The organism is Accumulibacter sp. (assembly GCF_016789985.1).
Lineage (GTDB): Bacteria > Pseudomonadota > Gammaproteobacteria > Burkholderiales > Rhodocyclaceae > Accumulibacter.
Genome location: NZ_JAEUOL010000240.1, coordinates 16,375 through 28,370, shown reverse-complemented (window position 1 = coordinate 28,370; position 11,996 = coordinate 16,375). Strand labels below are relative to the sequence as shown.

The 11,996-nt window shown below is 63.1% G+C and carries 14 protein-coding genes; 6 read left to right on the top strand and 8 right to left on the bottom strand.

Annotated features, from left to right (window positions below):
• Positions 1-100: 100 nt before the first annotated feature.
• The 3 genes from JNK99_RS13740 to frdD are packed head-to-tail and all read left to right on the top strand — an operon-like array spanning position 101 to position 1,616.
• Positions 101-856: a succinate dehydrogenase/fumarate reductase iron-sulfur subunit gene (locus JNK99_RS13740; protein WP_291854044.1), complete on the top strand. Its 756-nt coding sequence runs from the start codon at positions 101-103 to the stop codon at positions 854-856.
• On the top strand, positions 853-1,251 hold the full coding sequence (locus JNK99_RS13735; protein ID WP_291854042.1) for a fumarate reductase subunit C: 399 nt from the start codon (positions 853-855) through the stop codon (positions 1,249-1,251). The genes JNK99_RS13740 and JNK99_RS13735 overlap by 4 nt, the downstream gene beginning before the upstream one ends.
• Positions 1,248-1,616, top strand: a complete 369-nt coding sequence (frdD, locus tag JNK99_RS13730) for a fumarate reductase subunit FrdD (RefSeq protein WP_291854040.1) — start codon at positions 1,248-1,250, stop codon at positions 1,614-1,616. The genes JNK99_RS13735 and frdD overlap by 4 nt, the downstream gene beginning before the upstream one ends.
• Before the next feature lie 66 nt (positions 1,617-1,682).
• Here the strand turns inward: frdD and JNK99_RS13725 are convergent, their stop codons facing one another.
• From JNK99_RS13725 to JNK99_RS13690, 8 genes are all read right to left on the bottom strand, one after another.
• Entirely contained in the window at positions 1,683-2,486 is an 804-nt protein-coding gene (locus tag JNK99_RS13725; RefSeq protein WP_291854038.1) for a flagellar brake protein, read from the bottom strand.
• Between the two features lie 166 nt (positions 2,487-2,652).
• Positions 2,653-2,976: an EscU/YscU/HrcU family type III secretion system export apparatus switch protein gene (locus tag JNK99_RS13720; protein WP_291854035.1), complete on the bottom strand. Its 324-nt coding sequence runs from the start codon at positions 2,974-2,976 to the stop codon at positions 2,653-2,655.
• 512 nt (positions 2,977-3,488) lie between these two features.
• Positions 3,489-4,649: a flagellar hook-length control protein FliK gene (locus JNK99_RS13715; RefSeq protein ID WP_291854033.1), complete on the bottom strand. Its 1,161-nt coding sequence runs from the start codon at positions 4,647-4,649 to the stop codon at positions 3,489-3,491.
• 4 nt (positions 4,650-4,653) lie between these two features.
• Positions 4,654-4,944 carry a flagellar protein FliT gene (locus tag JNK99_RS13710; protein WP_291854030.1) on the bottom strand — a complete coding sequence of 97 codons (291 nt, stop codon included), beginning with the start codon at positions 4,942-4,944 and terminating at the stop codon, positions 4,654-4,656.
• Positions 4,941-5,354: a flagellar export chaperone FliS gene (fliS, locus tag JNK99_RS13705; RefSeq protein WP_291854028.1), complete on the bottom strand. Its 414-nt coding sequence runs from the start codon at positions 5,352-5,354 to the stop codon at positions 4,941-4,943. The genes JNK99_RS13710 and fliS overlap by 4 nt, the downstream gene beginning before the upstream one ends.
• The gene (fliD, locus tag JNK99_RS13700; protein WP_291854026.1) at positions 5,355-6,779 is read right to left on the bottom strand and encodes a flagellar filament capping protein FliD; all 1,425 of its coding nucleotides are present in this window, start codon (positions 6,777-6,779) and stop codon (positions 5,355-5,357) included.
• 43 nt (positions 6,780-6,822) lie between these two features.
• Positions 6,823-7,191 carry a flagellar protein FlaG gene (locus JNK99_RS13695; protein ID WP_291854025.1) on the bottom strand — a complete coding sequence of 123 codons (369 nt, stop codon included), beginning with the start codon at positions 7,189-7,191 and terminating at the stop codon, positions 6,823-6,825.
• Positions 7,192-7,278: 87 nt separating this feature from the next.
• Positions 7,279-9,048: a flagellin gene (locus JNK99_RS13690; RefSeq protein ID WP_291854023.1), complete on the bottom strand. Its 1,770-nt coding sequence runs from the start codon at positions 9,046-9,048 to the stop codon at positions 7,279-7,281.
• Positions 9,049-9,570: 522 nt separating this feature from the next.
• Between JNK99_RS13690 and surE the strand changes: the two genes are divergently transcribed.
• The 3 genes from surE to JNK99_RS13675 are packed head-to-tail and all read left to right on the top strand — an operon-like array spanning position 9,571 to position 11,996.
• The gene (gene surE / locus JNK99_RS13685; RefSeq protein ID WP_291854021.1) at positions 9,571-10,314 is read left to right on the top strand and encodes a 5'/3'-nucleotidase SurE; all 744 of its coding nucleotides are present in this window, start codon (positions 9,571-9,573) and stop codon (positions 10,312-10,314) included.
• A 51-nt stretch (positions 10,315-10,365) separates the two neighbouring features.
• Entirely contained in the window at positions 10,366-10,971 is a 606-nt protein-coding gene (locus JNK99_RS13680; RefSeq protein WP_291854019.1) for a protein-L-isoaspartate(D-aspartate) O-methyltransferase, read from the top strand.
• A complete protein-coding gene (locus tag JNK99_RS13675; protein WP_291854017.1) occupies positions 10,968-11,996 on the top strand; it encodes a peptidoglycan DD-metalloendopeptidase family protein in 1,029 nt (342 codons plus the stop codon). The genes JNK99_RS13680 and JNK99_RS13675 overlap by 4 nt, the downstream gene beginning before the upstream one ends.

Sequence of the window (11,996 nt, the reverse complement as noted above, 5' to 3'; positions counted from 1 at the left end):
CGCATCGACTACGGTCCTGTCAAGATCACCAAATCGCAGCCGGGCACCCGTGCCTACGGTGCCGCAGGCGAGAAGGCTGAGCAGGAAAGGAAGGCCTCCAATGTCTGAGAATCAGAAAGTCATCGAAATCGAGGTTCTGCGGTATCACCCGGAGAAGGACAACGAACCGTACCAGCAGGTGTTCGAGGTGCCGTTTACCGACGACATGTCGGTATTGCAGGGGGTGCAGTACATCAAGGACTATCTCGACGGATCATTGAGCTTTCGCTGGTCTTGCCGGATGGCCATTTGCGGCAGTTGCGGGATGATGATCAACGGCATCCCGAGTCTGTCCTGCCAGACCTTCCTGCGCGATTACTACCCGGCGCGGGTGCGCGTCGAGGCGCTTGCCCATTTCCCCATCGAGCGCGATCTGGTGATCGGCCTGGAGGGTTTCATCGAGAAGCTGGAGAGCATCCAGCCCTACATCATCCCGAAGGAAGCGCGCACGCTGGCGCAGGGCGAGTACCTGCAGACGCCGGAGCAACTCGGCGCTTATGAGCAGTTCAGTTCGTGCATCAACTGCCTGCTGTGCTACGCTGCCTGCCCGCAGTTCGGTCTGAACCCGAGTTTCATCGGACCGGCAGCCACCGCTCTGCTGCATCGTTACAACGTCGATTCGCGCGACGGGGGCAAGGCAGAACGCATGGAGCTGATCAATTCCGAACAAGGCGTGTTCAATTGCACCGCGGTGGGTTACTGCTCGGAGGTTTGCCCCAAGGGGGTGGACCCGGCGAACGCGGTTAATCAGAACAAGACGAACAGCGCGGCGGACTACTTTCTCCGTTTCCTCGCTCCGAAAGGAGGTGCCAAGTGAGCAAGCGTCGACCCTATGTTCGCTCGATGGACGGGTGGTGGCGGAAAAACCCGTTCTTTGTCGAGTACATGATCCACGAGGGTACTGCCCTTTTCGTTGCCGCGTACGCCGGGGTTCTGCTGACCGGGCTATGGCGCCTGTCGCAGGGTGAAGCGGCGTGGAGCGCCTGGCTCACCGCCTTGAGGAACCCGTGGTATATCGGTTTCCACCTGGTCGCGCTGGCGGCGATTGGCTATCACACCTACACCTGGTTCAAGATCATGCCGCGCACCATGCCGCCGGTGATCGTCGGCGGGCAGCGACTGCCCGGCTGGGTGATCACCGCCGGTGGCCTCGCGGCAGCGGCAGTGGCCAGTCTCGGCCTGCTTGCTCTGGTATGGGGGATGGCACGATGAAACCTGGACTGAAACGTTCCAACGCACCGATCTTCTGGGCGCTGTTCGGGGCTGGCGGCATGCTGTCGGCGCTGCTTGGTCCGATGCTGGTGTTCATTACCGGGTTGGCCATTCCGCTCGGCATCCTGCTGCCGGCGGACACCATGAGCTACCCGAAGATGCTCGCCTTCGCCCAGAACTTCATCGGCAAGAGCTTCATCCTGGCGATCATCGCCCTCTTCCTGTGGCACGCAGCACACCGCATCTTCCACAGCCTGCACGACATCGGGATTCACGCCGGCACCGGCGCCAAGTTGTTGTGCTACGGGCTTGCCATGCTGGGGACGGTACTCGCGGCCTACGCGCTGCTGGTGATCGGTTTCTAGACCCGCAGCTCTCCGGGCGCGCGGTTTCGGGTTGGCCGACCGGCCAACCCGGGCCACCATCGGTGGTTATGCCATGCCGCTCAGACGTGCCTTGCGCTCGCGCTCGATGCGCGTGATGTAGCGTTGCACCATGTTCATCCTGCTTCCCGGCAGCGCGATGAATGCGCAGCCCACCCGCACGTAACGCGCGCCGCTTCTGGTCGCCACTTCGAACTTGTTGCGTACTCCCAGAGTAGCGACCAGCAGACCCTCATCAGGCAGAGCCATCTTGCAGTCAGTGAGGATCCCGCCCCGCGGCAACAGACTGGCCAGATTGGGTGTGGCCATCAGACCGACGCCGCCGCCACTGATGTCAAGCAGTGATGCCTCGACCACCAGCGCACTACGATCGGCGCGTCGGAGTGTGGCAACGAAGCGGACCGGTTTGGTGACGGGTGTGGTCAGGCGATAATACTCGCGCCGCTGCAGGCGCAGGAGCTTCTCGGGGAACGCAGTACTGAACGCCGGCAGCCCGCCGCTGCGCGTTTCCACAAGTTTGCCCACGACGAACTGGATCTTGACCTTGTCGAGTTCGGTAGTCAGGAAAACCTGCTCGGCCAGCAAGGCCTGGCGGTTTACTGCTTCGTCGCGGCCACTGTCGAGGAGAATCCCGGCTGCCTCCGGATCAACCGCGAGAAGCGAGGTGAGCAGGAAGGATCTCCCGTGGTCGAAATAGGCACTTACCAAGGACCTTCGTTGTACCAGGGCGCGTAACACTGCCAGGATCTCCGCTTTCGACTGCAGGAGATATTGGGCGTAATCCTCGGTCCGTTCGATCTCGAAGCGGACCGGCGGCTGCTCCAGTGGGGTATGAGCGTCCGTTTCTTCCATCGGCATTCCTGGAATCGGCAGGGACGGGCAGTTTAACCCAGAAAACGCTTCCGCCTCCGCATTCGCCCACCCCTGCGCGGTGGAGAGAGCCTGTCGTTGGCCGCTGTACGGCCGGGCACCGCGCTGGCACCCATCGGCCGGCGGTTTTCTGTGCCGACCAGCATGGTTACCTGGCGCCCGTTTCGGCCGGCACCGCAAGCAGCGGTGTCGGCGCGGTCGCCTGGCCGTTCTCCAGTCGATAGAGCCAGGCCAGCAGTTCAGCAACCGCCAGGTACAACTGCGGCGGGATATGCTGATCGAGATCAACCTGCATCAGCAGCGAAACCAGCTCGGCCGATTCATGGACGTAGACTCCGTGTGCATGAGCGCGCGTGATGATCTGCTCGGCGAGCAGGCCACGTCCCTTGGCGAGTACGCGTGGAGCCGCCTCGGTCTGGTTATAGGCGAGTGCGACAGCGGTTTTCCGCGGGTCATCGTTGGGCAGGGGCATGCTTCCTCGCTTTCCTCTCGCGTCTCGGGCCAGTCCGCGACAGGCGTGCCGATTCACCTTGACCGCTCGCGAGCCGATGTCCGATGGTAACGGGCGCACTGACACAGCGCAAGCGGCCGGGTTTTCCGAGGTTATCGGGAGACTCCCGGCGACATCGCGCAGGACTTTGGGCGGTGCGATGTCATGCTTCGGGCGGGGACTCGCGGCACGCCAACTCGGGCAGGCAGCCCAGGATATTCGCATGAGTCTCGCACAAGGTCCAAAAAGTTGAGCGCGTGCGGTGTCGGATGTCGCCATAATGAGGCGCCGTGCTTTGCGGTCTTCCTTGGCGTCTTGCCGTGGGGGGTGTCGGAGAGGTTGAGGACGAACGGCCGCAAGACGGCGCAGTTCTGCGCGGTACGAGGGCATATCTGGTCATCGCCAAAGATCACACCCATGTACCAGTGTCCACTGTTCTCGACGCCCCCATGCTGGCGGACGACTTGTCTGCTTGATTCGATCAATGTCGGGAGTCAGGCTGTGGGTCGGGGCTTGCCGACGTCTCGTCCTGCCGGTTGGGCAGGATCCGTCTTGTGCGCTGGCAGTGTGATGCCGAGTGAGTCGAGCCTGAGTCCGGCTTGTTCGAGCAGCTTGTTCAGGGTGTCCGCGCCATCGCGCAGCAGGGCCCGGGTTTTCGAGTCGGCTGCGCTGATGGTCAGCGCCAGGTCCTTGCCCTGGATAGCGAGTCGAGCTTCGATCTCGCCCAGCCTGGGCAAGGTGAGCAGCAGTCGCGTTCGCCATTTCTCCTGCTCTTCTTCGCTGGCCGATGCGTCTTGCTGGGTCGGCTTCTCGATTTCCCAGCGCATGTCCTGCCCGGGCCAGAGCTGTCCCTGCCACGAGAAGAGCTGGGTCGCGAAGGCTTCAAGCTGTTGCTGCACAACTGACTGCACCTGTGGCGCCACGGGTTGCGAGATTTGGGCCACCTGGTTGTTGGGTACAGTGTTTTCGCTCGACCGACTGGGCGGGAGAGGCCCCGACCCCGCAGCGGGGGCGCTTGCCGTCTGCGCTGGCTCACTGGCTGCTGCGGGTCGCGGCGGCTCAGGACTGACCTGAGGCGCCAGCCTACCTTGCGGTTCCTGCAGTAGTTGCGCCTTGTCGTAGCGCCCCTCGACCCATTGTGCCTGGTGTGCCTCGTAAAACATGCCACTACGGCGGATCGCCTGCTCGAGCAGAGGCAGCAGTTCCCGGCCGTTGCTGGGCGGACTCGCGGCAATCGGCTGGTTGTTGTTGAGTGGCAGCGCTTGCGGGCCGGTTCGGCTGTCGTGTGTGCTGCCGAGCAGTAGATTGCCGATCAGTTGTCCGGTGCGACTCAGGCTGGTGGACGATGAATCGCCGTCCTGGCCGGGCCCGACTTTTGCCATCACCGCCAGGGTCAGTTTACCATCGGTTTCGGCGACCTCGAGCTCGATGGCGTCGCCGGTCTGGGCGCTGAACGGCAGGGCGAGGGTGATGCTGCGCTGGTTGATCATGGCCCGGTAGCTGCCGTTGGGCAGTAGCGATTGGATCTCGGCCAGCAGGCGCTGGCCAACGACGAGTCCGGAGAGCTTGTCGGTGATCTCCTGCAACTGCGGTGTCGGCCGCAGGGCGAGGTCGGTTGCCGGCTGCAGGCGGTTGGCGAGATCGGTGCGGAGCATCGACTCAGACCGCAGACGGTGCTTCGCGCAGGACGACTCGCAATTCTTGCAAACGCCGGTCGACCAGTGGCCGGAGCGCCGCATCGCAGTCCTGGCAACGTTCGACCAGGGCGCGGGCGCGTGCCTGGGTGGTCGGCGCCAGGTTGTGGGCTAGATCAGCCGGCAACGCGGCAACCAGAGCGCGGCGCGCTGCCTCGTGGCTGGCGAGCGACTCCCATTCTCCGCGTTCGGCGGCGCCCAGCATCGCCTCGGAGAATGCCAGCAGTTGTTCGAGCGTGCCCAGCGAGGAGTTCATGCCACGGCTTGTTGTGGCGCTGCGGGCGAGATCTCGCGCCAGGCACCATGAATTTCTTCAAGCAGACCGGCGACTTCATCGAGCGCTGACAGATCATTGTCCAGGTTGGCGCGCAGCAGACGCACGACCAAGTAATCGTAGAGTGCATCCAGGCGTGCCGCGATCTCGCCGCCATTTTCGAGATCGAGGCTGACCTTGAGGCCGTTGCCGATGATGTCGATCGCCTTGGAAATGGCCTCACCCTTGGCGGCGATCTGTTGCTGCTGGAGGGCGGCGCGTGCGTTACAGAGTGCGGCCTGAGCGCCAGAGAAAAGCAGCAGAATCAGACGGTGCGGGTCAGCCACTTCGATGGCCGCATCAACGCCTACCTTCCGATAGGCTGAAATCGCGTTGCGTGCATTGGCGAACATTTACGACCCCTGGCTATAGGTGGGCAGGTTGGCGAGCTGTTGCTGGAGGAAGGTGCTGGTCTTGGTCAAACCCGACATCAGCGTGTCGAGAGCGGTGAACTGCCGGCGATAGCGGGCTTCGATCTGTGTCAGGCGGCTCGCGATCACCTCGGACTGCTTGCCGAGACTATTGATTGAACTACTCAGCCCTTCGCTACGCGCGGCAATCAGCCCGCTACTGCCGGTCAGTCCATCGGCGGCGCTCTTCAATGCCTGGCCATAGGCCGCAACCAGATTGGCGACACCCGCCAGGTCACCGCCGATTGCCTTGCTCAGCGTGGCCGCGTCGACCTGCAGCCTGCCGTCCTTCTGCAGTGTCACGCCGATGTCCGTCAGGCGCTGCAGACTGGCGCTCGTCAGCTCAGGCGGTACCTTGCCCAGCGCGCCGCGGATGCTCTCGTCGGCCGCGCGCAGGGTGCTGTCGCCGTTCAGCGTGCCGGCTTTCTTGGTGGCCGCGTCGTAGCTGCCGAGACTGCTGGCGGTCGTGCGGAATTCGTTGAAGGCCTTGACCAGGGCATTGACGCCAGTGGTCAGGCTCGAAGTGTCCTTGCTGATGATGAAGGTCGTGGTGAGCGACGTCACTGGCGGTTCCGGGCCCTTGAGCAGGTTGAGCGTGACGCCGTCGACCGCGGTGCTCACGTTGTTGCCGCTGGCCGTGACGGCAATGCCATTCAGCTTGAGGGCGGAGCCCTGGGCAGTCTGTGTCTGGGCAAAGGGATCGGTGGCCAGCACCGCTGCATTCGGATCGTAGGCCAGGCCGGCAATCCCTGACAGCTTGATGAACTGGTTGCTGCCGGCCGTGTCGCTGGTCAGCACGAGCTGCTTGCCGGCAGTGCCGTTGATCACCACCGCCGATACCCCTGCACTGGCAGCATTGATCGCGTCACGCACGTTTTCCGGGGTTGCGCCGTCGGCGATCGTCACCGGGGTGCTCTTGTGCGGGCTGCTGCCGCCCAGGGAGTCGAGTGAAATGGTCAGCGTACCACCCGCCGGCAGGGTGCTGCTGGCGCCGGAGAATGGATTGGCTGACCCGCTTGCGCTCACCAGGCTGTGCTGTTTGGCGAACTGGGTCACTTCGATGCTGTAGGTGCCGGCGACGGCGCTTGACGTGGTGCTTGCCGAGGCGATCGTCGGGTCACTGACCGCTGCCTTGAAAACCGAGAACTTCTGTGTGGCGGTCGTTCCACTCGTCGGCACGAGGTTGCTGGCAGCCGTCTGCAGTCCGGAAACTGCACTTTGCAGCGATCCGAGCGCCGAGATCTTTGCCTGGAAACCAGCCTCCTTCCTGGCCAGAGCAGTCAGCGGCGCTTTTTCCAGTGCCATCAGTTGGCTGACAATGCTATTTACGTCGAGGTTCGAGCCCAAGCCCGGTGACGATATCGCCATGCGTCTCTCCCGCAATCCTCAATTGCTGCCTGCGCCACTCCGCTCAGGCCGACTGCTTGACAAAAAGTCCCTTGATACTGTCGAGCGCCTTGGCTATGGCGAGCATCTCGGCCGAAGGCATCTGGCGGATGACTTCCTTGGTCGTACGATCGATGATTCTGACCACCAGTTGCCCGGTGTCGTCATCGACGCTGAATTCGAGGTTGCTGTTGATCGGCTGGACAAAGGCGCGGACGCTTTCGGTGGCAGCTTCGAGTTGTTCCCGTGCGGGCGCCTGTACCTGCTGGCGCGATAGCGCTTGTTCGGTTGCCCTGGTCGTGCTCTCGGCAGGCGTTCTGGCTTCACGTGCCACCGGATTGGCCACGGGCTGAGCATGCGGCGGCAGGGAAACGGTGGTAGGCTGGATGTTCATCTTTCCCTCCTTCGGGAAGTGACCGAGGGGCGCGACCGCGTTGCCGCGCCCGCGCCCCTGATCTTACCCTTAATTGCTTGTCGTCGCTTAGCCGCGCAGCAGTGAGAGCACGTTCTGCGGCAGGGCGTTGGCCTGTGCCAGCATGGCTGTGCCGGCCTGCTGCAGAATCTGCGCGCGCGACAGATTGGCGGTTTCCACTGCGAAGTCGGCATCGAGGATGCGGCTGCGCGAAGCGGACAGGTTCTCGGAAGTCGTCGCCAGGTTACTCACCACACTGCTGAACCGGTTCTGCACCGCACCCAGGTTCGCTCGACTCGAGTTGATGTTGGACAGTGCCGAGTCGATCGTCGCGATGGCGTTCTGCGCGCCACTGGCAGTGGTCAGATCGACGCTCGAGATGCCGGCCCCGAACGTTGCGGTGGCCGCGGTGTAGCCTGCCGTCAGAGCGGTGGTGGCGATGTTGGCGCCACCCAGGTTGATGCCGGCGCTGCTCGTTGAAGACAGCTTGATGCCACCGTAGGTGTTGGCGGTGGTATTGGCGGCGAAGCCGGTGTTGGTTGCTGCAGCACTTCCCTTGGTTTCCACGGTGATGGTGCGGCCATCGCTGGCAGACAGGCTGACCTTCTTGCTGCTGGTGTCGAAAGTGGCAGTGACGCCGGTCTGGTTCGAAAGCGCATTGATTGCCGCGACCACGTTGTTGCCTTGTGCCGTGAAGTCGGCCGAAGTCCCTGCGGCAATCGCTCCGAGCTTGACGCCATTGATCTTGATGTAGTCGGTATTGTCTCCGGCAACTGCTGCGTTAGCGCTGAGCGCACCGCTGGTGACGCTGGTCTTGGTGGCCACAGCCGAGACGCCGGTCTGACCGGTGACGGTATTGAAGGCAGCGGCCTTGGCGATGGCGCTGTCCGATCCGGCTTTGGTGGTGCCTGCGGTCAGACCGGTTCTCGCAAGTGTGGCCGTGCCGCTCATCTCGATCTGGATGTCCCTGCCGTCTTTTGAGGTGAGGGTGAGCGCACCCGAGGCGGCGGCGGTAGCGACCACACCGGTGGTCGCGGTTTGCCCGTTGATCGCGGTAGCCAGGGCGGTACCCTGCAGCGCTGCACTGGTTCCGGCGGTGATCGCGCCGACCGATACGCCATTGATTTTCAGATCGCCGGCAGCGATGTCGTCTGCAGGCGTGGCAAAAGCGGTGGCAGCGACACCGGTAATCTGCGCCGAGCTGGAAACGCCATCCGAGACCGAAGGACCGACGCCATAACCATTGACCGTGATGCCGCCGGTCGAGATGGCGCCGTTGGCGACCGTTGCGGAGAGTGTCGTTGCAAAGGACGAGGTCGTCCCGACACCGAGGGCATCGGCCTTGGCGCTGGCGATGGTGTTGATCGCGATTGTTTCGCCGGTGTTGGCGCCAATCTGGAAAGACTGCGAGTTGAATGTGCCATCGAGCAGTTTCACACCGTTGAAGGCGGTCTGGCTGGCAACGGTGTTGATTTGCTGCACGAGCTGGTCGACTTCCTGCTGCAGGGCGGCACGGTCGGTGGCAGTGTTGGTGGCGTTGGAGGCCTGCACGGCCAGCTCGCGCATTCGCTGCAGGGATTCGGTAACACTCTGCAGGCCGCCTTCCGCTGTCTGGGCCAGTGAGATGCCGTCATTGGCGTTGCGCGAAGCCTGGTTGAGGCCGTTGATCTGCGAACTCATGCGGGCGGAAATGGCCAGCCCGGCAGCGTCATCCTTGGCACTGTTGATGCGCAGACCGGAAGACAGGCGCTGCAGTGAGGTGCTCAGCGAATTCTGTGCGCTGTTGAGGCTGCGCTGCGAGTTGAGCGACGCGACGTTGGTATTGATGACTTGCGGCATTTTCCTTCTCCTATCACTGTCAAATTGACTACCGGTTCCGATGATCCGGCTGGTGAGGCGGGTCCCGGTCCGTCCTGTGTGGCGATTTCTTCGCTTACATCCTTCCTTACGACCCGCCGCTCGAGAACTTTAGAAATTTTCTTTCGGCTTGCCGTGTAAGTCGTTTATCGGCAATCCGTCGGCCAAATTGAGGGGCTTTCCGCTGTCGTGCTGCGACTCTCCGCAACTTCCCGGGTGATGGCTGGCGGAGGCAAGCATGGAGCGCAGGTACGGCGCCCTGTTTTCAGAGACGCGTGCAGGTGGTTATAATGCGTCTCGGGCTGGCGGGGCCTTGCGGCCGACCGGTCGCCTTAGCGCATCGAACGGCTGAACGCGGCGAGTACGCTGGCTCGTCTGCCGTCGTCGTTGCTGACGGGCAGGGTTGTCGAGGGCCGCAGCGGCGCCCTGCCGAACCTCGGAAGGCCGGCAGATCGCCGGTCTTTCCGTCTGTTTTCCCGTGTTGGTAGACGTGCGTGGAGTACTATGCGGATCCTGCTCTGTAATGACGACGGTTATTTCGCACCGGGGATCGAGCATCTGGCACGTGCGTTGTCTGCCTTGGGTGAAATCACGGTGGTGGCGCCGGAACGCGACCGCAGCGGCGCCAGCAATTCACTGACGCTCGATCGCCCGCTATCGCTCAAGCGCGCAGCGAACGGGTTCTATTATGTCAACGGAACGCCCACCGATTGTGTCCACCTGGCGGTCACCGGCATGTTTGACACCCTGCCGGACATGGTGGTGTCGGGAATCAACATTGGCGCCAACATGGGCGACGACACGATCTACTCGGGAACGGTTGCGGCGGCCACCGAGGGCTTTCTGCTCGGCGTTCCGTCGCTGGCGGTTTCCCTCTGCAGCAAGAGCGGCGAGCACTTCGCGTGTGCCGCACGGGTGGCGAGCGAACTGGTCGGCATGCTGCAGAAGCAGGTGCTGGCTGAACCGGTATTGCTCAACGTCAATGTTCCGGACGTACCCTATGAGCGGTTGCGCGGCATCGCGGTGAGTCGTCTCGGCAAACGGCACAAGGCGGAGCCGGTGCTGCGCACATTGTCGCCGCGCAATGAAACGGTATTCTGGGTTGGCGCTGCCGGTGAGGCGCAGGATGCCGGCGAGGGCACCGATTTCCACGTAGTGCAGAACCACCAGGTGTCGGTGACACCATTGCAGATCGACCTGACGCACAACGCCCAGCTGCCGCTGGTGCGTGCCTGGCTGGCGCAATGATGAGCGGTGCCGTTCCCGGTTATGGCATGACCTCGCAGCGCACGCGCGCGCATGATCGAACGTCTACGCGATCAGGGGATCTTGGACGAAGAGGTGCTGGCGGCAATTGCTGCTGTGCCGCGGCACGTTTTTGTCGAAGAGGCTCTGGCCTCGCGCGCTTACGAGGATACGGCACTGCCGCTGGGTTTCTCGCAGACGATCTCGCAACCTTATGTCGTGGCGCGAATGATCGAAGCGCTGCGTACCGGGCGTTCGGATCTGGGCAAGACTCTGGAGATTGGTGCTGGCTGTGGCTACCAGGCGGCCGTGCTCGCGCAACTGACCGACGCAGTCTATGCGGTCGAACGAATCGAGCCGCTGCTGGCCAAGGCCAAGGTTAACCTGCGGACCATCCGGCAACTCAAGGTGCGCCTCAAGCATGCCGATGGGCATTTCGGTCTGCCCGAGGCGGCGCCTTTTGATACGATCATCGTCGCGGCAGCGGCAACTCGTGTCCCGACCGCTCTGCTGCAGCAACTGGCGGCGAATGGCCGCTTGATCCTGCCGTTGGGTACGGCGAGGCAGCAGTTGGTGCTGATCGAACGGCGGGCCGAGGGTTTTGTCGAAACCCGCCTGGATGCCGTGCGCTTCGTGCCACTACTTTCGGGAGTCGAGTGAAAGACCAAACCATGCTTTCCCGTCACGGACTCAGCCTGAGCGTGTCGATCCTGTTCGTTCTGGCCGCTTGCGCCAGCCATGCCCCGGCGCCGGTTGGCGAGCGCGCCGGGGGAACGGGCAGGCCAGCGGCGGCCGCCCCGGCGGTCGCCGGCAAGGACATTTACGTGGTGAAAAAGGGCGATACGCTGCATTCGATCGCACTCGATCACGGTCTGGACTACCGTGAGCTGGCAGCGTGGAACAATATCGAGAATCCGAATCGCATCCTGGTTGGCCAGGCGCTGCGCGTCAGGGCGTCAGGCGTCACGGCAGCTGTCGAGGGGGTCGTCGTGCGACCGATCACTACCGGTTCGCCGGTCGAACAACGGCCACTGGGCAGCCCCGGCTCGTCGGTCGAGCAGCGTGCGTCGGTTACGGGCAGCGAGCTTCTGAAACGTGCGCCACTGGCCGGCAAGGAGGCTTACTCCGAACAGGCCCTGGCGCGTGCGCAGTCATTGGCGGTCGAGCCGGTCGCGGTGGCGCCGGTTGCGGTAAAACCCGAAGTGAAGCCGGAAGCGAAACCCGAGGCACGGATTGAAGCCAAGCCGGAGGTGAAGCCCGAAGCCAAGCCCGAAGCGAAGCCGGACGAGACCAGGGTGAGCGATGCGGCGGGTGGCGAAGAAGTGAGCTGGCTTTGGCCGGCGAGCGGCAAGCTGATCGGTACCTTCAGCGAGGGTGGCAACAAGGGAATCGACATCAGCGGCAAGGCCGGAGACAGCGTGCTCGCTGCCGCCGGCGGCAAGGTCGTGTACAGCGGCACCGGCTTGCGCGGCTACGGTAAGCTGGTGATCGTCAAGCACAACAATACTTACCTGACGGCCTATGCACACAATCAGAATGTCCTGGTGAAGGAAGGCCAAGCGGTAACCAGGGGACAGAAGATCGCCGAAATGGGCAATACCGACGCCGATCAGGTCAAACTGCACTTCGAGATACGCCGCCAGGGCAAACCCGTCGACCCGTTGAAACATCTGCCCGCGCGCTGA